A 19199-nucleotide genomic window follows, 5' to 3' on the forward strand; every position below is an offset into this window, starting at 1 on the left:
AGTGCGTCAAACAAGTCGTCCGGCACTCGGCCGTTACAAACGAGAACGCCCTGCCGGCGCATGCCGACAGGGCGTTTCCATGTCCACCGCAGATTATTTGGCCAGCTCGACGGCCGGCTCCTCGCCGAACACCAGTTGCCCGCCGCGCACGCCGACGTGGATCGTATCCTTCGGGCCGAATCGGCCGGCCAGAATGTCCTTCGACAGCGGATTCTCGATCTGCTGCTGGATCGCGCGCTTGAGCGGCCGCGCGCCATACACGGGATCGAAGCCCGCTTCCGCGATCTTCTGCAGCGCCTCGTCGCTGATGTCGAGCGCCATCTCCATTTTCTCGAGGCGCTGCTCCAGGTGCTTCAGCTGGATCTTCGCGATCGCACCGATGTTCTTCTCGTCGAGCGCGTGGAACACGACGATCTCGTCGATCCGGTTGATGAACTCGGGGCGGAAATGGCCGCGCACCTCGGCCATCACGGCCATCTTGACGACGGCGGGCTCGTCCGTTTCCATCGACTGGATCTTGTGCGACCCCAGGTTCGACGTCATCACGATCACCGTGTTCTTAAAGTCCACCGTGCGGCCCTGGCCATCCGTCATGCGGCCGTCGTCGAGCGCCTGCAGCAGGACGTTGAACACGTCCGGATGCGCCTTCTCGATCTCGTCCAGCAGAATGACGCTGTACGGCTTGCGGCGCACGGCTTCCGTCAGGTAGCCGCCCTCCTCGTAGCCGACATAGCCCGGCGGCGCGCCGATCAGGCGGGCCACGGAATGCTTCTCCATGAACTCGCTCATGTCGATGCGGATGAGCGCGTCTTGCGTGTCGAACAGGAAGTTCGCCAGCGCCTTGCACAGCTCCGTCTTGCCGACGCCGGTCGGGCCCAGGAACATGAACGAGCCGTACGGACGGTTCGGATCGGCCAGGCCGGCGCGCGAGCGGCGGATCGCGTCGGACACGGCCTCGATCGCCTCGTCCTGCCCCACGACGCGCTCATGCAGCTTCTCTTCGATGTGCAGCAGCTTGTCGCGTTCGCCCTGCATCATGCGGGCGACGGGGATGCCGGTCGCCCGCGACACGACTTCCGCGATTTCCTCGGCACCGACCTGCGTGCGCAGCAGCCGGGGCTTGCCATTCGCGTCCTCCGGCTGTTCGCCCGCAGCCTCCGCATCCTTCAACTGCTTCTCGAGCTCCGGCAGGCGGCCGTACTGCAGCTCCGACACCTTCTGCCAGTTGCTCTGGCGCTTCGCCTCATCCATCTGCAGGCGGATGCGCTCGATCTCTTCCTTGATGTGCGTCGTGCCCTGCACGGCCGCCTTCTCGGACTTGAGGATTTCCTCATAGTCGGCGTACTCGCGCTCCAGGCGGACGATCTCTTCATTGATCAGCTCCAGGCGCCGCTGCGAGGCCTCGTCCGTTTCCTTCTTGACGGCTTCGCGCTCGATCTTCAGCTGGATCAGGCGGCGGTCGAGCTTGTCCATCACTTCCGGCTTCGAGTCGATCTCGATCTTGATCTTCGACGCGGCCTCGTCGATCAGGTCGATGGCCTTGTCGGGCAGGAAGCGGTCGGTAATATAACGGTGCGACAGCTCGGCCGCGGCGATGATCGCCGGGTCCGTGATCTCGACCTTGTGGTGCAGCTCGTACTTTTCCTGCAGACCGCGCAGGATGGCGATGGTCGCCTCCACGCTGGGCTCGTCGACCAAGATCTTTTGGAAGCGGCGTTCCAGCGCGGCGTCCTTCTCGACGTATTTGCGGTACTCGTCGAGCGTGGTCGCGCCGATGCAGTGCAGCTCGCCGCGCGCCAGTGCGGGCTTCAGCATATTGCCCGCGTCCATCGCACCTTCGGCCTTGCCGGCGCCGACCATCGTGTGGATCTCGTCGATGAAGACGATCGTCATGCCTTCGTCGTGCGCCAGCTCCTTCAGCACGGCTTTCAGGCGTTCCTCGAACTCACCGCGGAACTTGGCGCCCGCCAGCAGCGCCGCCATGTCGAGCGACAGCACGCGCTTGCCCTTCAGCGAATCGGGGACTTCGCCGTTGACGATGCGCTGTGCCAGACCCTCCACGATCGCCGTCTTGCCGACGCCCGGTTCGCCGATCAGCACGGGGTTGTTCTTCGTGCGCCGCTGCAGCACCTGGATGGCGCGGCGGATCTCGTCGTCGCGGCCGATCACGGGGTCGAGCTTGCCGTTGCGGGCCCGCTCCGTCAGGTCGAGCGTATATTTCTTGAGAGCTTCGCGCTGGCCCTCTGCGTCCTGCGAATTCACGGATTCGCCGCCGCGCACGGCGGAGATGGCGGATTCCAGCGCCTTGCGGGCGAGACCGTTCTCGCGCGCAAGGCGGCCCGCTTCGGACTTGTCTTCCGTGAAGGCCAGCAGCACCATCTCGCTCGACAGGAACTGGTCGCCGCGCCGCTGCGATTCGCGGTCGGCCAGGTTCAGCAGCGAGACGAGCTCACGGCCGACCTGCACGTCGCCGCCCGTGCCGGACACTTTCGGCAAGCGGTCGAACGCGGAGCGCAGCGCCGTCTGCAGGCTGCCCACGTTGACGCCGGCCCGCTGCAGCAGCGAGCGAGCGCCGCCGTCGCTCTGGCTCAGCAGGGCGGACAGCAGGTGGACGGGTTCGATGTACTGGTTGTCGTTGCCGACGGCCAGGCTTTGCGCATCGGCGAGCGCTTCCTGGAGCTTGGTCGTCAATTTATCTTGGCGCATGTTGTTGATCCCTGTGTTTGGGTTGGATTTCGGATTGACACACAGTTAGGGATGCCTTAGTGGCTTTTCAAGATGTGAACACGCGACAGGCAAACGTTTAAAGTTGCTGCGCTACAATGCCCGGCATGGGCCCTTCATTCCTCTCCAGACACTTCGACGAACAGCTGCGCTTGCTTCCCACAATGGCGAAATGGCTGCTGCTCGCACTCGCCGTCGGGCTGCTGTCCGGCACTGCCTCGGCGGTCTTCCTGTTCGCCCTCGACGTGGCGACGCAAACGCGCATCGGCCACCGCTGGCTCATCGCCCTGTTGCCGCTGGCCGGGTTCGCCGTCGGCTGGCTGTACCTGCGCTTCGGCAGCTCGGTCGAGGCCGGCAACAACCTGCTCATCGACGAAATCCATGACCCGAAAAAGGTGATTCCGCTGCGGATGGCGCCGCTCGTGCTCGGCGGGACGGTGATCTCGCACTTGTTCGGCGCGTCGGTCGGACGAGAAGGCACGGCCGTGCAGATGGGCGGCGCCCTCGCCGACCAGCTCACGCATGTGTTCAGGCTGAAACATGAGGACCGCCGCATCGTGCTGATGGCGGGCATCAGCGCCGGTTTCGCATCCGTGTTCGGCACGCCGCTGGCGGGCGCCATCTTCGGTCTCGAAGTCCTGGCGATCGGCCGGCTGCGCTACGACGCCCTGCTCGCCTGCCTGGCGGCCGCGATCGCGGGCGACCAGGTCTGCCTGCTGTGGAGCCATGCGCTGGGCATCCACCACACGCACTACGCGATCGGCGCCGTGCCCGCGCTGGCCGCGTGGCCGCTGATCGCCGTCGCGCTCGCGGGCGCCCTGTTCGGTCTGGCCGGCAAGCTGTTCGCGGATTGCACGCACGCGCTGTCGGGCTGGATGAAGCGGCGCGTGCCGTACGGCCCGCTGCGCCCCCTGCTGGGCGGCATCGTCGTCGCCGCCGCCGTGCTGGCGCTGGGCGCGGACCGCTACATCGGCCTCGGCATCCCCACGATCCAGACCGCGTTCGCGCAGCCGCTGGCCCCGTGGGATTTCGCGGGCAAGATGGTGTTCACGATCGCGTCGCTGGGCAGCGGCTTCAAGGGCGGCGAGGTGACGCCGCTATTCTACATCGGCGCCACGTTGGGCAACGCGCTGGCGCCGCTGCTGCACGTGCCGTTCGCCTTGCTGGCCGGTGTCGGCTTCGTGGCCGTGTTCGCCGGCGCCGCGAACACGCCGATCGCGTCCACGTTGATGGCTATCGAGCTTTTCGGCGCGGAAGCGGGCGTGTTTGCGGCCGTCGGGTGCGTGCTGGCCTATCTGTTTTCCGGCCATACGGGCATCTACCGCGCGCAGCGCGTCGGCCAGCCCAAGCACCGGTGGATGGCATCGCTCCCGGCCGACACACGGCTGGCCGACCTGCCCGCGCGCCGCGAGCCGCCGCGCCAGCCGTAACGGGCGCGCGTCAAGCCTGCGATGCCACGGGTGCGGTGCCCGCCGCCGCCAGGTCGCGCACATTCTTCTGCACGGCCACGATGGCGAACAAGGTCAGCACGTACGACATCGCATAAAAACCTTTTTCGCTGGGCATCAGCGCGGCATTCCACAACCCGACCGTGAGCAGGCCTAGTGCGGCGCTCAGCGACGTCCAGCACAGGCCGACGTACAATCCCGTCACCGGCAGGTTCTCGGCGCGGTCGCGCAACGTCTTTTGCAGCGACACGGCAGCAAAGCAGCCATACAACAGGATGGTCAGGTAATACCCCTTCTCGTTGAGCTGCATCGACGCATTCCACAAGCCGGCGAGGTAGGCAAGGATGCCGACGATCATGGCGCACCACGAAGCGCCAACGAAGGCGGGGCTCGGGCGTGCGGACTGTTGCTGGGTCATGGCGTTCTCCGGTTAAAGAAAGATAGAACTTTGCCAGACTGCATCGCCAACACCTTGCGCGCAAGCGAACGACGGCGAGGTATCAGGCGATGGCACGCCAGGTCGCGTAACCCGCGACGCAGCAGCCGACCGAGCCCAGCAGGTGCACTGCGGCATGCGCCAGCGCCCAGCCGTAATGGCCGCGCTGCATGAGGACCATCGACTCGCCCGAAAAGCTGGAAAACGTCGTCAGACCGCCGAGAAAGCCCGTGATGACGAACAGGCGCCACGCGGGCGACAACGCCGGTGCCGTGTCGAAGAACCCGAGCGCCAGCCCGATCAGATAGCCGCCGAGGAGGTTGGCGACGAGCGTGCCCAGCTGGATGTGCGCATGCAGCTGGGAGAGGAAGATGGTGAGGCCCCAGCGCAGCCAGGCGCCCAGGGTGGCGCCGATGGCGACGGCGATCCAGCTCAGCGGCTGGCCCACTTGGCCCGGGCCGCGTCGTCCGTCACGCGCGCGTCGACCCAGCGCGCCCCGTCCGGCGTCTGTTCCTTCTTCCAGAACGGCGCGTCGGTCTTGAGGTAATCCATGATGAATTCGCACGCGGCGAACGCCTCGCCCCGGTGCGCCGCCGTGCAGGCGACGAGGACGATCTGGTCCAGCGGCTGCATCGGTCCGATACGGTGGATGACGAGGACGCCGTACAGCGGCCAGCGCCCGCGCGCCTGTTCGACGATGTCGTGCAGCGCGCGCTCCGTCATGCCCGGATAATGCTCGAGCTCCAGTTCGGCGACGTTGGCGCCGTCGTTCATGTCGCGCACCGTGCCGACGAAGCTGACGACGGCCCCCACGCGCGCATCGCCCGCGCGCAGCCGCGCGACCTCGGTGCTGAGATCGAAGTCGGCGCTCTGGACGCGGACGTCGGTCGTTTCCTTGTTCACTTGCCCTCCTTGGCCACACGCAGCGCGAGCTGCTCGATCCGCGACGCCGTGCGCGCGTCGACCAGCGCCGGCAGCGAGCACAGGTCGCGCAGCCGGGCCGTCGCGCCGTCGTGCGTGCCGCGGCCGCCGTGGCCGGACTTCAGCGACGACTGCAGCACTTCGACCTGCAGCTTCAACCGGTCGCGCGCGAATTCCGGACCGCTGTCGATGCCGGCGCCGATTTCCTGGCGCAGCAATTCGTGCAGCAGCTTGGCGCGGTTGTCTTCGAGCTGGCGCGCGTACGCGGCGCGCGCGTCCGGACTCGTGCGCAGCGCGGCCAACGCACTGTCGAAACGGGTGCGGAGCGTGCGCTCCATGTCGGCGTCCAGCGGCGGCAGCGCGGTCCAGCGAGCGTCCCAGTCGGCATCGGCGGCTTCGTGCGACGCGACGGCCTCTTCCAACTGCTGCACGAGGCGCAGCTTGTCGCGCAGCATGCCGGCCTGGGCGACGCCCGCTGCGCGGCGCGCCTGGTCGGCATGCTGCTGCACGAGCGCGACGGCCGCGTGGTAGCGTTTCTCGACGCGGGCTTCGTGTGTGCGCGGCACGGGGCCGATCGCCTGCCACTCGGCCTGCGCCTCGCGCAAGATCTTGCCGGCGGTGGCCGGCGTCACGTCGGCGGCGGCCGCTTCCAGACGGGCGCTGATGGCGTCCTTGGCGGCCTCGTGGGCGCGGCGCTCGATGTCGGCCTCGTGCATCGTTTCCTTGCGGCGCTGGAACACGTCGTCGCATACGGCCCGGAAACGCTGCCACAGCGCCTGCTCGCTCTTGCGTTCCAGCGGCAGCGCGCGCGCATGCTCCTGCCAGCGCTGTTGCAGCGCGCGCATCGCGTCGATCGCATGGCGGTCGTGCGGATCGATGGCGGCCGCTGCCTCGATGATGGCTTCGCGCTCGGCCATCTCGCCCTTGCGCTGATGCTCGAGCGGGCCCTGCAAGGTGTTCAGTGCATCCGTGAACAGGGCGTCCAGGCGCTTCTTGTCCTTGCGGTCGATGGCGCCCAGGTGGCTCCACGCGAGGCGCAGGCGCTGCACCGTACCCGCCACGTGCTTCCATTCCGCGCTGCCGTCGCGCAGGCGCGCGATCTCGGCCTGGGCTTCGTCGACGAGCGCCTGGCCACGCGCCGCGTTCGCATGGCGCTCGTCCGCCAGGTGGCGGAAGTGGGCGGCGGCCGGCGCATACGCGGCCGTGCACGCGGCGTCGAAACGCTCCCACAAGCTTTTCGGCGCGGCGCCGGACAGGCTGTCGAGCGCCTTCCAGCGGTCGCGCATGCTGCCCACCTTCTTGGCCAGTTCGCTCATCGCCAGGTTTTGCGTGGGCAAAGTTTCCACCGTCTTGATGAGTTCCTCGCGCGACACGTTGCCACCCCAGCGCGCCCAGTCGGACAGGCGCTTGAGCTCGGCGCGTAGATGGGCCAGTCGGTCGGACTGGGCCGGCGTGAGGCGCGTGCCCTTCTCGCGCGCTTCCTTCAGCGTCTTGTCGAGTTCGGCGGCGGCGCCGAGCGAACCTTGTTGCAACGCGGCTTCCATCGCGTCCATCGTGTCGATGAAATGCTGATCGGCGCCGCGCGGCTTACCGTCCTTCGCGTCCTTGGCGGCCGGCTTGGCTCCAGGTGCGCCTTCCTGCTTCGGCTCCCTGGTCTCCTTCGGCTTGCGCTGCTCGGGCTGCGGCAACGTGGCCAGCAAGGCGTCGAAGCGGCGCTGCAGTTCGGCGCCCTGCTCGTCCGCCGGGAGCGGCGGCAGCGCTTTCCACTCGCGCCGCAGCGCGTCCGCATGCAACTCGGCGGGCGCCTTGGCTACCTGCGCATCGAGGAACGCTGCGCGCGCCGCCTGTGCAGCCCGGCCCGCTTCCTGCGTCTGCAGCCGTGCGCGCAGCTTCTGCATCTCGGCCGCGAATTCCGCCACGAGGGCGCGCGGCAACGACGGATGCTCCGGTGCGCGCAGCGCTTCGTCCTGTTCCTGCGCCAGTGCGTCGACGCGCTGGGCCAGCTCGGCCGCCGGCAGCCCGGCCCCGCCCAGCTGGCGCAGCGCGGCCACGCGGTCGATCATCGCGCGCTGCAGGGCCACCTGCGCTTCCAGGCGCTGGGCCAGCGCGGCGCGCGCCGCGTGGAATGTCGCGTCGAGCTCGGGCGCGACGATCACGGACCATTTGCGGTCGAGTTCGGCCACATGGTTCGGAGTCAGCAATGTCTCCTTGAGGAGGGATTCGGCCTGCTCGACGGCGGCCTGCGCGCGCCGGTGCTCGGCCTCGCGGTGGCGGTGCGCGTCGAGGCGGGATTGCATCAGCTTGGCGACGCGGCGGTCGGTATTGCGCATCGCGGCATGGACACGCTCGAGCTGCTCGGGGCTATGGACAAGCTCGGCGGCGGTCAGCCGCAGTTCGGAAAATTCGCATTGGAGAATGAATTCCACGGCGGCCGCTTCGTCAGCGCCGATCCGGCTCAGTTTTTCAGCCTGGACCGCACGTTGCTGATTGGGCGACTGTGCGGCGGGCGCAGATGGTTCCGCCTGCGCACCCGCCTGTGCGCCCTGCCCGGCCGGCTTGTCGCCGGGCTTGTCGCCCGGCCGCTTGAATAGGAACTCGAACATGATGAAATCGCACTTCCAAAATCGCCATCATAGCAAAAGAACCCTGATGGCCCCGTAACGCCAGCCCTGCGCGTGCGAGCAACATGTCCGTCGCGGTCCGATGAACGGCGAGCGAAAATCAGTGGGCGGCGGTGAGCGCCGCGTGCCGCCGCCCGAACTCCGGCTGCAGCGGGTCGCGCCCGCGGGAGTCGCGGCCCGCCGCCGGCATCCCGCGCCGGGCAAGGCGCGCATCGCCGCGGTGTTCCTGCGCGTGCGCGTCGTGGGCGAGCATCAGGTTGGCGATCGCGAACCATGCATCGCCGCCGACGGCCGCGCGGGCCAGCGGGAACAGCTCGTGTTCCTCGCGCTCCAGGCGGCGGCGCAGCGCGCCGACGCAGGATTCGACGGCATCGCAGAACGCGTCGCGCGGCACCGGGTGGTCGGCCGGGCCGACGCAAGCTTCGGCCGCCCCCATCGCCAGGGCGGCTTGGCCGCTGAGCCGCTCGAGGTCGGCCAGCAGGCCGTCGGCGGCCGCGGTACTGCGGCGCAGCGCGGGCACGAGGAATTTGTCGAGCTTGCGCCAATGGCAGTTGTCGTAGGCCTGGCGCAGCGCCCCGCACAACTGGGCCGCCCGGCCGGCGGCGAGCGTGCTGAAGTCGGCCGGCAGCGCGCGCAGCTCGTCGAGCAGCGACTGCAAGGCGGCGCGCACCGTGGTCTGTTCGACAGACAGCGCGACGAGGGTATAAGTCGATGTCAGCATTCGGTCTCCACTATTATCCGCACCGCCGGACAGCACCCCGCCGCAGGCCATGCGCGGCGCGATGCAGGAATCCGGTGGGAGCGTCGTTGACAGGCCTGGTTGTCGCGGGCGTCGTGCGCCCTTTTGGTTGTCGTCGGCCTGAAGGAAGGTCTAGTGTAAGGAGGCGAACCGGATGCGCGTTTGATTTATCACAAACGGCGCCGGCTCAGGCAGCGGCCTTCCAAGCGTCGCCCAGCGCCGCGGCCAGCGGCACGGCGAGCGCGGCCGGCTCGGCATGGGCCAGCACGACCTGCCCGCAGCCGTGCCAGCGCGCACAGCGGCCGAATGCGCCGGCCAGGTCGCGCACGAGGCGCTCGCTGACGCGCACGCCCGGCTCAAGCACGAGCGACTTCAGCTCGAACACGCCCGTCTTGCGGTGCGCCTTCGCATCGACGCGCCCGACCAGCGTCCCGCGGCGCAGCAGGGGCAACGTGAAATAGCCGTAGCGGCGCTTCTCGGCCGGCGTGTAGCACTCCAGGCGGTAATCGAAGCCGAACAGGTCGAGCGCCCGGCGGCGATCCCACACGACGGGGTCGAACGGCGACAGCACGCTCGTCAACGTGGCCTGCAAGGCGCCGCGTGCGGCCTGGGCGAGCAGGTCCGCATGGTCGGGATGGACGTACACGGGTTCCTTCCATCCGTCGACGCGGGCGCGCAGCAGCAAGCCCTCGTCCGCCAGCGCCTGCGGGTCGAGGTGCGGCGGCTTCGTGCGGTGGTAGTCGGGAATCCAGGTCGCCTTCGCCACGCCCAGCGCGCGCACGGCGTCCAGCACGAACCGGCGCCGGGTCTCCGCGACGGACGGCATGCGTGCATCGTCCCAGCCCGGCAACACGCGCTCGGCCAGGTCATACACGCGGTGGAACTGCTGGCGCCGCGCGATCATCAGCTGCCCCGTCGTGAACAAGACTTCGAGCGCGCGCTTTTCCGGCTTCCATTCCCACCAGCCGCCCGCCTTGCCGTCCGTGCGTTCGAAGTCGGCCGACCGGGCCGGACCGTTGGCGCGGATATGGGCCAGCACGCGCGCGACCTCCTCGCGGTGCGACGCGAGCCACGTCCCCGCGTACTTCCAGCCCAGCGAGCCGGGATCGACCATGCGGTGCCGGTACAGGCCGTAGTCCTCGATGGGGATGAAGCACGCCTCGTGGGCCCAGTACTCGAACAGCCGGCCCTCGGCCAGCAGCTGGTCGAGCCAGTCCGGGTCGTAGTCGCCCAGGCGGCTCCACAGCACGAGGTACGGGCTGCGCGCCACGACGCTGATGGTGTCGATCTGCAGCACGCCCATGCGGCGGATGGCGGCCAGCACGTCGTCCTTCGTGGCGCGGGCGCGCCTGGCCTGCAGCATGCCCTGCGCGGCGAGGTGCAGGGAACGCGCGACAGCGGGAGTCAGGATTGGTTCGCTCATCCAGACATTCTAGTGACATCCGATCAACATTTATATAGGTTGGCGCGAAAAAGTACTGGTTTTTTTCACAGTATTGCGCCGTCTGCGCTATAGTTGGCGCCCTGGCTCAACCACCGTTGCTGACTTCCTAACGACCATGCGGCTGCTGCACACATCAGACTGGCATCTCGGCCAGACCCTGCACAATTTCGACCGGACCTACGAGCACCAGTGCTTCCTCGACTGGCTGCTCGACACGATCGTCGCCGAGGAAGCGGACGCCCTGCTGATCGCCGGCGACGTGTTCGACAATGCGAACCCGTCCGCCACCGCACAGCGCCAGCTGTACCGCTTCCTGCAGCAGGCGCGGGCACGCGCGCCGCAGCTCGACATCGTCGTCATCGCCGGCAACCACGATTCGCCGGGTCGGCTCGAGGCGCCGGGGCCGCTGCTGGAAGCGCACGGCACCCGCGTCATCGGCCACGTCGTGCGCGATGCGGCCGGCGCCATCGACGTCGAGCGCTTCCTCGTGCCGCTGACCGGCAAGGACGGCGCGGTGCGGGCCTGGTGCGTCGCGATCCCGTTCCTGCGCCCCGGCGACGTGCCGCGCGTGACGCCGCTGTCCACCGACAGTGCCCCGAACGATGCATTCGACGCCTACCTCGGGGGCATCCGCAGCCTGTACCAGCAGGCGTACGAGCTGGCGCGCGCGCGGGCGACGGACGGCCAGGCGATCGTCGCGATGGGCCATTGCCACATGGTCGGCGGCGATGCGTCGCCCGACTCCGAACGGCGCATCGTCATCGGCGGCACCGAGGCGCTGCCCGCGTCGATGTTCGGTCCGGACGTCGCCTACGCGGCGCTGGGCCACCTGCACCTCGCGCAGCGGGTGGGCCAGCAGGACCACCTGCGCTATTGCGGCAGCCCGCTGCCCCTGTCCTTCGCCGAGGTCGGCTACCGGCACCAGGTGCTGCGCATCGACCTGGACGGCCCGAGCGCCGCGGCCATCGAGCCCATTCACGTGCCGCGCGCCGTCGAGCTGCTGCGCGTGCCGGCCCGCCCGGCGGCCGTCAAGCAGGCGATCGCGGAACTGGTCGGGCTCGACCTGCCCGACCTGCCGCGCGACGCGTGGCCGTACCTGGAAGTGCGCGTGCTGCTCGACGCGCCTGAGCCCGGCCTGCGCGCCCAGGTCGAGGCGGCACTGGAAGGCAAGCCCGTGCGTCTCGCGAAGATCGAACCGACGCGCCGCGTCGCGACGACGGCCGGCGCGGAGCCGGCATTGAGCCTCGACCAGCTCGCGCAACTGCAGCCGGACGACATCTTCCGCCGTCTGTGGCAGCAACGCTTCGGCGAAGACGCGCCCGACGACCAGTTGGCCGCGTTCGCCGAACTGCTGCTCCCGACGGACGCCGCCGGCAGCAAGCGGGAGGCCGCATGAAGATCCTGCGCATCGGCGGCAAGAATCTGGCGTCGCTGGCCGGCGACTTCGAGGTCGACTTCGAAAGCGAACCGCTGGCGGCGGCCGGCCTGTTCGCGATCAGCGGGCCCACCGGCGCGGGCAAGAGCACCTTGCTCGACGCGTTGTGCCTCGCGCTGTACGACGCGACGCCGCGCCTCATCAAGGGTCCACGCGTCGGCAACTACCTCCCGGACGTGGGCGACGAAACATTGTCGGTCGCCGACCGCCGCACGTTGATGCGGCGTGGCACGGCGGACGCGTTCGCCGAGGTCGACTTTGTCGGCAACGACGAACAGCGCTACCGCGCGCGCTGGAGCGTGCGCCGCTCGCGCAACCGCGCCGCGGGCGCATTGCAGCCGTCCACGATGAGCCTGCAGCAACTGCCCGGGCTGCAAGCGCTGGGCGGCACGAAGACGGAAGTGCTGGCCGAGATCGAGCGCCGCATCGGCCTGTCGTTCGAACAGTTCACGCGCTCCGTGCTGCTGGCGCAAAACGAATTCTCAGCCTTCCTCCGCACGGACGAGAACGAGCGCGGCGAGTTGCTCGAAACGCTGACGGGCAGCGCCGTGTACAGCGACATCTCGCGCCGCGCCTACGAACGCTGGCGTGTGGAGCAGGAAGCCATGCGCCGCCTGACAGAACGCCTGCAGGACCAGGCGCCGCTCGGCCCCGACGCGCGGGCCGCGCTCGATGCCGACCACGCCACCGCGCAAGCCTCGCTCGCGGCGGCCGAAACGCGCCAGGCCGGGCTCGAACGGCAGCTGCGCTGGCACCAGGAACTGGAACGCCTGCGGGCGGCGGAAACGCAGGCCGACGGGTTGCTCACGCAGGCGCGCGCCGCGGCCGATGCGGCCACCGACCGGCGCCGCCGCTTGGCCACCTTGGACGCCGTGCAGCCGGCGCGCGCCCTCGTCGCCGACCTGAGCCGCCTGGCCGGCGAACAAAGGCAGGTGCAGGCGCAGCTGGCTGCCGGCGAACACGACCTTGCCCGCGCCCTCGACGCCCAGCGGCAGGCCGCGCAAGGCCTGATGGAGGCCGAGCGCAAGCTGGACGCGGCGGAAGACGCGCAGCGCACCGCGGCCCCGCAACTGGACCGCGCGAAAGCGCTCGACGCCACGCTGGACGCGCTGGCGCCCGCCCACGCGAAGGCGCGCGCGGCGGCGGACGACGCGCGAACGGAATCGGCACAGGCGCAGGCGGCCCTGCAAGCAAAGACGGCAGAGCTGGACGCCAGCCGGCGCGCCTTGCACGACACGGGCACGTGGCTCGCCGCGCACGGTGCGCGCGAACCGCTCGCCACACAATGGACCCGGTGGGACCAGCGTCTCGCGCAGGCCGGGCAGGCCGCGCAACAGGACGCGACCAGCGCGCAAGCGCTCGACGCGGCAAAAGCCGGCGCCGAGCAGGCGGCCGGCGCGGCGCAGCGGACGGCGCATGCGCTGGCCGCATCGGTCGAATTGCTGGAGGCACGCGACGCCGCGCGCCGGCAGGCCGCAGCCGCGCTGGACGGCATCGACGCCGACGCGCTGCGCACGGAACGCCGCACGCTCGACCAGCGGCGCGAGCACCTCGCGTCGCTCGACCACACGTGGCAGGCGGCGCGCACGCACCGCATCCGCCTGGCCGACGTGGATGGGCAGGCCATCCAGGCCACGCAGACGCGCGCGGCGGCACAGGAAGGCCTCGACGCAGCACGCACTGCGGGCATCGCGCTCGATGCCGCCGTGGTCCAGGCCGAGCGCATGCTGAAGTCCGCGCAGCTCGCGTGCGCCGACGGCGTCGAGAAGCTGCGCGCGACGCTCGTCGACGGCGATTCTTGCCCTGTGTGCGGCGGCACCGAACATCCTTATCGGCACCAGGACGACCGGTTGCACGCGGTGCTGGACAACCTGTCCGGCGAGCTGGCCGCGCGCCGCACCGAACAACGCGCCAACGTCGACCTGCAGGCCGACCAGCGCGCCGCGTTCGAGGCGGCCGGCGATCGGCTGGCGACGCTGGCGCGCGAGCGCGACGGCCTCGCCGCCGCCCTCGCGCAACTGGACGCGGAATGGACCGACAATCCCCTCGCGGCCGCGGCACCCGACGGTGACGATGACCACGACGCACGCGGCCGGTGGCTGGCCGCCGAACTGGCCGCGCTGCGCGCTGCGTACGACGACCTGGAAACGCGCGACGCCGGCCTGCGTCGCGCCGTGCTCGCGCGCGACGCCGCGCAGCAAGCGTGGGACCAGGCCAACGCGGAACACACACGCCTGCTCGATGCCGCGCAGACGGCCCAGGGCACACTGGCCCGGCTCGACGCCGACATCGCGGCACTCGCGGCACGGCGCGAGGCGGCCGCTTCCGCGCTGGCCGCGCTGCTGGCCGAACTCGACCCGGTGCTGGCGACGGCCTGCGGCGACGGCTGGCAAGACCGCTGGCAACGCGATCCCGCCGGCTGGCGCGCCGCACGCGAGCACGAAGCCCGCGAATGGAACGAACAGGCGGCACGCCAGCAGCGGCTGCAAGGCGCCATCGGCACCGTCGAGGCGGAACAAGCGGCGCTGGAGGCACGCGTGGAGCAGGCGGGCCGGCGCCGCGCCGATGCCGATGCCGAGTTCGCCCGCATGGAGGGGGAACTGGCCGCCCACCGTGGCGAACGCGCCGGCCTGTTCGAAGGCCGCGCGGTGCGCGACGTCGAGCAGGCGCTCGCGGCGGCCGTGACGTCGGCACGCGCCGCCGTGAACGGCTGCCAGGCCGCGAGCCTGCAGTCGGCGCAAGCGGAAGCACGGGTGCGCGAGGCGCAGGCCCGTGCCGCGGCGCGGATCGCCGACCTGCAGGGCGAACTGGCCGACGCGGGCGAACGCCTCGCGCAGTGGATCCACGATTTCGACGGCAGCGACCCAACCCTGGAAAGCGTCGCCAACGAACAGCAGCTGGCCGCCCTGCTCCAGGTCGGTGCCGCGTGGATCGCCCAGGAGCGCACGGCTTTGCAGGAACTCGATGCCGCCGTGCGCCAGGCCACGGCGATTTCGGCGGAGCGGCGCGCGCAGCGGGAGCAGCACGAGCGGCTGCGCGAAGACCTGCCGCCTGATGCGGACGCGGGCGCCGGTTCCGCAGCGTCCGATGCGGAAGCGCATGGCGACGCGTCCGACGCCGGGCAGGCCCCCGCACAGACATCGCGCCCGGAACGCCCGCACGCGCTGCCGCAAGACGCCGACACCGTCGCCGCCGCGCTGCTCCGTGCCCAGACGGAACGCGACGCCGCACGGGAAGCGGCTGCCGGCCTCGCGATGCGCATCCGCGAAGACGAACAGCGGCGCGAACGGGCACGCTCGATGATGGCCGAGATCGAGCGCCAGCGCGCCATCGAGGACCGGTGGGCGAAGCTGGCGGAGCTGATCGGCTCGGCCGACGGCAAGAAATTCCGCAACTATGCCCAGCAGTTCACGCTCGACGTGCTGCTCGGCTATGCGAACAACCACCTGGGCCAGCTGGCGCGGCGCTACCGGTTGGAGCGCGTCGTCAGCGCGGCCGGTCCGTCGCTGGCGCTGATGGTGCGCGACCAGGACATGGGCGGCGAAGTGCGCTCCGTGAATTCGCTGTCCGGCGGCGAATCGTTCCTCGTCTCGCTGGCGCTCGCGCTGGGCTTGGCGTCTCTGTCGTCGAACCGCGTGAAGGTCGAATCGCTGTTCATCGACGAAGGCTTCGGCAGCCTCGACAGCGACACGCTGGGCGTCGCGATGGATGCGCTCGATGCGCTGCAATCGCTGGGCCGCAAGGTCGGCGTCATCTCGCACGTGCAGGAGATGACGGAACGCATCGCGACCAAGGTACTCGTGCGGCCCGCCGGTGGCGGCAGCAGCGCCGTGACGGTGCAATGCTAGACCGTGCAATGCTAAAATGCGCCCCTTCCCTTGTCCTGCCGTGCCCGCCGCATGCTGCCATGCCCCGGGACGGCGCAGCTGATTTCATCTTCATTTAATTATCATGTCGAAACCCGCCCGCTTCCTGACCTTCAAGTGCGCCAAGTGCGCCAAGCCGGTCAAGGTCACCCTGCAGAAAGTGTCCGCCTGCTCGCACATCCAGCCCTACCAGGGCATCTGCGAATGCGGCGAGATCAAGCGCCACGCGACCGGCAACCCGGATGCCGTGAAGTCGTACGTCGAATCGAACGAACTCCACTGGCACCACCACCATTGATCGGGACGGCGATGACGACTTCCGACGGCGCGGCGCGCATCCACTGGATCGAACACGGAGAGGAACGCTCGGCGCGCTGGCGCTCGGAAAGCGGCTGGCCGGCGCCGAAGAAGGTCGTGCTGGCCGACGACACGATGAACGCCGACGCAGCCTGGCGCCTCGCGCTGGACGGCACGGCGCTGCTGTGGCGCGGTGACTTTCAAAATGCGCGCCAGCTGCTGCAGGCGCTCGTGCGCCGCGTCGACCACAAGGGCCCGCGCGCGCGCCGCTCCAAGGGCGGCAAGCCCGCGGCATCGCTGACCGAACAATTCCACCGCCACCGCCTCGCGCAGTTGCAGCGCGCACGCACGCTGGCGATGCTGCTGATTCCGTTCGACGCGGACCACGGCATCCCGCTGCGCCGCGCACCCGATGTGCGCGAAGCGTGCACCGAGGCGTACGGCCCCGTCACCGAGCCATACGTCGCGTCGCTGCGTGAACTGCTGGGCGTCATCGGCGCGCACGAATGGCGCCGCAAGGGCGTGTTCATTCCCGCCCTCGACGAACGCGTGCACCCGTGGTACGGCGTGTTCTCGCCCGTGCGCGGGGAATACGTGGAGCTCGTCGCGCAAGCGCCGCTGCCGGCGGGCGCCAAGCTCGCGTTCGACATCGGCACGGGCACGGGCGTGCTGTCGGCCGTGCTGGCACATCGCGGCTTGCAGGGCGTGCTCGCCACCGACATGGATGCGCGCGCCCTCGGCTGCGCCCGCGCCAACGTCGAACGGCTGGGACTCGCTGGCCAGGTCGAAGTCGTGCAGGCCGACCTGTATCCGGAAGGACGCGCCGACCTCGTCGTCTGCAATCCGCCCTGGTTGCCGGGCAAGCCGAGCTCCGCCATCGAATACGCCGTGTACGATCCGGACAGCCGCATGCTGAAGGGTTTCCTCGCGGGCTTGACGGAGCATTTGCGGCCCGGTGGCGAAGGCTGGCTCATCCTGTCCGACCTGGCGGAGCACCTGGGCTTGCGGTCGCGCGATCAATTGCTTGGCTGGATTGCGGATGCGGGCCTGGCCGTCGCCGGGCGTCACGACATCCGCCCGACACATGCGAAGGCCAGCGATCCCGACGATCCGCTGGCGGTCGCGCGCATGGCGGAAGTGACGTCGCTGTGGCGTTTGCAGGCCGCGTGAACGCGGCCGCAACGTACGCAGGTTGATCGAACAGGCGAACCTGAAGCAAACCCGATTTGCGCTCCGGCGCCGATCAGGTTAAAATAGCGTTCTCAGACGCGGGGTGGAGCAGTCTGGCAGCTCGTCGGGCTCATAACCCGAAGGTCACAGGTTCAAATCCTGTCCCCGCAACCAAATACCGTAACAACAAGCCCGACTCTTGCAGCCGGGCTTTTGTTTTCTGGGCCAGTGCAGCGCATGAGAGACAAGAAAGACAACGCGACCTTCGACCTGCCCGGCTTCGAGCCGGCGCCGCACGACGATGACACCGTTGTCCCATCGATTCTCTCCGCCGACGACACTGCCGCGCCGAAGCGTCCGCGCGTGCGCCGCACGGCGCCGAAGCAGGAACAGCTGATGCTGCTGGACTTGGCCCACACGGATGCGACCGGGCTGCCGGTGTGGAAAGACGATCCCGACCTGGACCTGACCGGCTTGCCCATCTGGAAGCCGGCGGCCTGAGCGGCGCGCAGCCGCAACGCGGCGCTCGCCGCGCCAACGACAACGCCGCCGACGCGGCACCAACCGCCGCGTGCCGCGCGGCCGACGACATGTCCGACACCGCTTTTTCTTCGCTGCCGCTGGCAGCCCCCTTCTTGGCGAACCTCGCCCAGCTCGGCTATCAACAAATGACGCCCGTGCAGGCCGCCGCGTTGCCGGAAGCCCTCGCCGGCCGCGACCTGATCGTGCAGGCGAAAACGGGCAGCGGCAAGACGGCCGCGTTCGGCATCGGCATGCTGCTGAAGCTGAATCCGACGCTGTTCGCCGTGCAGGGCATGGTGATGTGCCCCACGCGCGAATTGGCCGACCAGGTCGCGAACGAGCTGCGCCGGCTGGCGCGCGGTATCGGCAACGTCAAGGTCGTCGTGCTGACGGGCGGCGTCCCCATGCGGCCGCAGATCGCCTCGCTGGAATTCGGGGCGCACATCGTCGTCGGCACGCCGGGCCGCATCCGCGACCACCTGCAGCGCCGCACGCTCGACCTCGCGCGCCTGCGCACCCTCGTGCTGGACGAGGCGGACCGCATGACGGACATGGGTTTCTACGACGAGATCGCCGCCATCGTCCGCGACTGCCCGGCGCACCGCCAGACGCTGTTGTTCTCCGCGACCTATCCGGACGACATCCGTGCCGCCACGGCACGCTTCCTGCGCGATCCGCTCGAGCTCGCGGTCGACACGGTGCACGCAGCGGCCCGCATCGAGCAGCGCTTCTACGAGATCGGCTTCGACGGCCGCGTGGACGCCGTCGCCCAGCTGCTGCGGCAGTACCGGCCCGGTTCCGCGATCGCGTTCTGCAATACGAAGGCACGCTGCCGCGAAGTGGCCGACGCGTTGCGCGAACTGGGTTTTTCCGCGCTGGCGCTGTACGGCGAGATGGAACAGCGTGACCGCGACGAGACGCTCGTGCGCTTCGCCAACCGCAGCTGCAGCGTGCTCGTCGCGACCGACGTGGCCGCGCGCGGCATCGACATCGCCGGCCTGGAAGCCGTCATCAACGTCGACGTCTCGAAGGATCCGGAAGTGCACGTGCACCGCGTGGGCCGCACGGGGCGCGCGGGCGCGGCCGGCCTTGCGCTGACGCTGTGTGCGCCGAACGAAAAGCGCTGGGTGCGACTGATCGAAGAGGTACAGGGCTTCACGGCCGAGTGGCACACGCTCGACGCGGCGGCGGACGATGCCGATCCCGTCGAACCCGCGCCAATGGTCACGCTGTGCATCGCCGGCGGCAAGAAAGAGAAGCTGCGTCCCGGCGACCTGCTGGGCGCCCTCACCGGCGACGCCGGCCTGACGAAGGAACAGGTCGGCAAGATCCACATCTTCGAATTCACGAGCTACGTCGCGCTCGACCGCGCTTGTGTCGGCCAGGCGCTCGAGCGGCTGAGCGGCGGCAATCCGCTAGGCCCCGAATTCGGCACCATCAAGGGCCGTAACTTCAAGATGCGCGTGATCGAGAACTGAGCGAGGACTGAGCCGGAGGGCGGCGCGTTTTGTAACATTTGTAACAGGCGCGCACGGTTGAGTTGAGCGAAGGCATGCAAGCTGCAAATCTGGCATGA

The 19199-nt window shown here is 69.4% G+C and carries 15 protein-coding genes and 1 tRNA gene; 9 read left to right on the plus strand and 7 right to left on the minus strand.

Annotated elements, in window-relative coordinates; genetic code table 11:
* Positions 1 to 93 precede the first annotated feature (93 nt).
* Positions 94 to 2706 carry an ATP-dependent chaperone ClpB gene (gene clpB / locus NX784_RS23065; protein ID WP_258819037.1) on the minus strand — a complete coding sequence of 871 codons (2613 nt, stop codon included), beginning with the start codon at positions 2704 to 2706 and terminating at the stop codon, positions 94 to 96.
* A 125-nt stretch (positions 2707 to 2831) separates the two neighbouring features.
* Between clpB and NX784_RS23070 the strand changes: the two genes are divergently transcribed.
* Positions 2832 to 4154, plus strand: coding sequence for a voltage-gated chloride channel family protein (locus tag NX784_RS23070; RefSeq protein ID WP_258819038.1), 1323 nt, complete (start codon positions 2832 to 2834; stop codon positions 4152 to 4154).
* A gap of 10 nt (positions 4155 to 4164) precedes the next feature.
* On the opposite strand, the gene yiaA is transcribed toward NX784_RS23070, so the two are convergent.
* The 4 genes from yiaA to NX784_RS23090 all read right to left on the minus strand — a co-directional run bounded on the left by yiaA (position 4165) and on the right by NX784_RS23090 (position 7859).
* The gene (gene yiaA / locus NX784_RS23075) at positions 4165 to 4590 is read right to left on the minus strand and encodes an inner membrane protein YiaA (protein ID WP_258819039.1); all 426 of its coding nucleotides are present in this window, start codon (positions 4588 to 4590) and stop codon (positions 4165 to 4167) included.
* Between the two features lie 82 nt (positions 4591 to 4672).
* Positions 4673 to 5056, minus strand: a complete 384-nt coding sequence (gene crcB / locus NX784_RS23080; protein ID WP_258819040.1) for a fluoride efflux transporter CrcB — start codon at positions 5054 to 5056, stop codon at positions 4673 to 4675.
* Positions 5041 to 5511: a molybdopterin synthase catalytic subunit MoaE gene (gene moaE, locus NX784_RS23085; protein ID WP_258819041.1), complete on the minus strand. Its 471-nt coding sequence runs from the start codon at positions 5509 to 5511 to the stop codon at positions 5041 to 5043. Before moaE ends, crcB begins: the two co-directional genes overlap by 16 nt.
* A complete protein-coding gene (locus NX784_RS23090) occupies positions 5508 to 7859 on the minus strand; it encodes a DUF349 domain-containing protein (RefSeq protein ID WP_258819042.1) in 2352 nt (783 codons plus the stop codon). Before NX784_RS23090 ends, moaE begins: the two co-directional genes overlap by 4 nt.
* A 6-nt stretch (positions 7860 to 7865) precedes the next feature.
* On the opposite strand from NX784_RS23090, the gene NX784_RS23095 reads away from it, so the two are divergent.
* Positions 7866 to 8120 carry a hypothetical protein gene (locus tag NX784_RS23095; protein ID WP_258819043.1) on the plus strand — a complete coding sequence of 85 codons (255 nt, stop codon included), beginning with the start codon at positions 7866 to 7868 and terminating at the stop codon, positions 8118 to 8120.
* 130 nt (positions 8121 to 8250) lie between these two features.
* Here the strand turns inward: NX784_RS23095 and NX784_RS23100 are convergent, their stop codons facing one another.
* Positions 8251 to 8871 carry a hemerythrin domain-containing protein gene (locus NX784_RS23100; protein ID WP_258819044.1) on the minus strand — a complete coding sequence of 207 codons (621 nt, stop codon included), beginning with the start codon at positions 8869 to 8871 and terminating at the stop codon, positions 8251 to 8253.
* Positions 8872 to 9076: 205 nt separating this feature from the next.
* The gene (locus NX784_RS23105; RefSeq protein ID WP_258819045.1) at positions 9077 to 10312 is read right to left on the minus strand and encodes a winged helix-turn-helix domain-containing protein; all 1236 of its coding nucleotides are present in this window, start codon (positions 10310 to 10312) and stop codon (positions 9077 to 9079) included.
* A gap of 136 nt (positions 10313 to 10448) precedes the next feature.
* On the opposite strand from NX784_RS23105, the gene NX784_RS23110 reads away from it, so the two are divergent.
* From NX784_RS23110 to dbpA, 7 genes are all read left to right on the plus strand, one after another.
* On the plus strand, positions 10449 to 11729 hold the full coding sequence (locus NX784_RS23110) for an exonuclease SbcCD subunit D C-terminal domain-containing protein (RefSeq protein WP_258819046.1): 1281 nt from the start codon (positions 10449 to 10451) through the stop codon (positions 11727 to 11729).
* Positions 11726 to 15616, plus strand: a complete 3891-nt coding sequence (locus NX784_RS23115; protein WP_258819047.1) for an AAA family ATPase — start codon at positions 11726 to 11728, stop codon at positions 15614 to 15616. The genes NX784_RS23110 and NX784_RS23115 overlap by 4 nt, the downstream gene beginning before the upstream one ends.
* 103 nt (positions 15617 to 15719) lie before the next feature.
* Positions 15720 to 15932: a hypothetical protein gene (locus tag NX784_RS23120; protein ID WP_198119358.1), complete on the plus strand. Its 213-nt coding sequence runs from the start codon at positions 15720 to 15722 to the stop codon at positions 15930 to 15932.
* A gap of 11 nt (positions 15933 to 15943) precedes the next feature.
* Positions 15944 to 17101: a methyltransferase gene (locus NX784_RS23125; RefSeq protein ID WP_258819048.1), complete on the plus strand. Its 1158-nt coding sequence runs from the start codon at positions 15944 to 15946 to the stop codon at positions 17099 to 17101.
* 97 nt (positions 17102 to 17198) lie between these two features.
* Positions 17199 to 17275 (plus strand) — tRNA-Met (locus NX784_RS23130).
* 63 nt (positions 17276 to 17338) lie between these two features.
* On the plus strand, positions 17339 to 17602 hold the full coding sequence (locus NX784_RS23135) for a hypothetical protein (RefSeq protein ID WP_258819049.1): 264 nt from the start codon (positions 17339 to 17341) through the stop codon (positions 17600 to 17602).
* An 89-nt stretch (positions 17603 to 17691) separates the two neighbouring features.
* Positions 17692 to 19101, plus strand: a complete 1410-nt coding sequence (gene dbpA / locus NX784_RS23140) for an ATP-dependent RNA helicase DbpA (RefSeq protein WP_258819050.1) — start codon at positions 17692 to 17694, stop codon at positions 19099 to 19101.
* Positions 19102 to 19199 lie beyond the last annotated feature (98 nt).

The organism is Massilia pinisoli (assembly GCF_024753285.1).
Classification (GTDB): Bacteria; Pseudomonadota; Gammaproteobacteria; order Burkholderiales; family Burkholderiaceae_D; genus Telluria; species Telluria pinisoli.

Bases quoted from the DNA above. Each gene is read 5' to 3' on its own strand.
- clpB (WP_258819037.1), bottom strand. From the start codon at position 2,706: ATGCGCCAAGATAAATTGACGACCAAGCTCCAGGAAGCGCTCGCCGAT.
- NX784_RS23070 (WP_258819038.1), top strand. From the start codon at position 2,832: ATGGGCCCTTCATTCCTCTCCAGACACTTCGACGAACAGCTGCGCTTG.
- yiaA (WP_258819039.1), bottom strand. From the start codon at position 4,590: ATGACCCAGCAACAGTCCGCACGCCCGAGCCCCGCCTTCGTTGGCGCT.
- NX784_RS23090 (WP_258819042.1), bottom strand. From the start codon at position 7,859: ATGCGCAATACCGACCGCCGCGTCGCCAAGCTGATGCAATCCCGCCTC.
- NX784_RS23095 (WP_258819043.1), top strand. From the start codon at position 7,866: ATGGACACGCTCGAGCTGCTCGGGGCTATGGACAAGCTCGGCGGCGGT.
- NX784_RS23100 (WP_258819044.1), bottom strand. From the start codon at position 8,871: ATGCTGACATCGACTTATACCCTCGTCGCGCTGTCTGTCGAACAGACC.
- NX784_RS23105 (WP_258819045.1), bottom strand. From the start codon at position 10,312: ATGAGCGAACCAATCCTGACTCCCGCTGTCGCGCGTTCCCTGCACCTC.
- NX784_RS23110 (WP_258819046.1), top strand. From the start codon at position 10,449: ATGCGGCTGCTGCACACATCAGACTGGCATCTCGGCCAGACCCTGCAC.
- NX784_RS23115 (WP_258819047.1), top strand. From the start codon at position 11,726: ATGAAGATCCTGCGCATCGGCGGCAAGAATCTGGCGTCGCTGGCCGGC.
- NX784_RS23120 (WP_198119358.1), top strand. From the start codon at position 15,720: ATGTCGAAACCCGCCCGCTTCCTGACCTTCAAGTGCGCCAAGTGCGCC.
- NX784_RS23125 (WP_258819048.1), top strand. From the start codon at position 15,944: ATGACGACTTCCGACGGCGCGGCGCGCATCCACTGGATCGAACACGGA.
- NX784_RS23135 (WP_258819049.1), top strand. From the start codon at position 17,339: ATGAGAGACAAGAAAGACAACGCGACCTTCGACCTGCCCGGCTTCGAG.
- dbpA (WP_258819050.1), top strand. From the start codon at position 17,692: ATGTCCGACACCGCTTTTTCTTCGCTGCCGCTGGCAGCCCCCTTCTTG.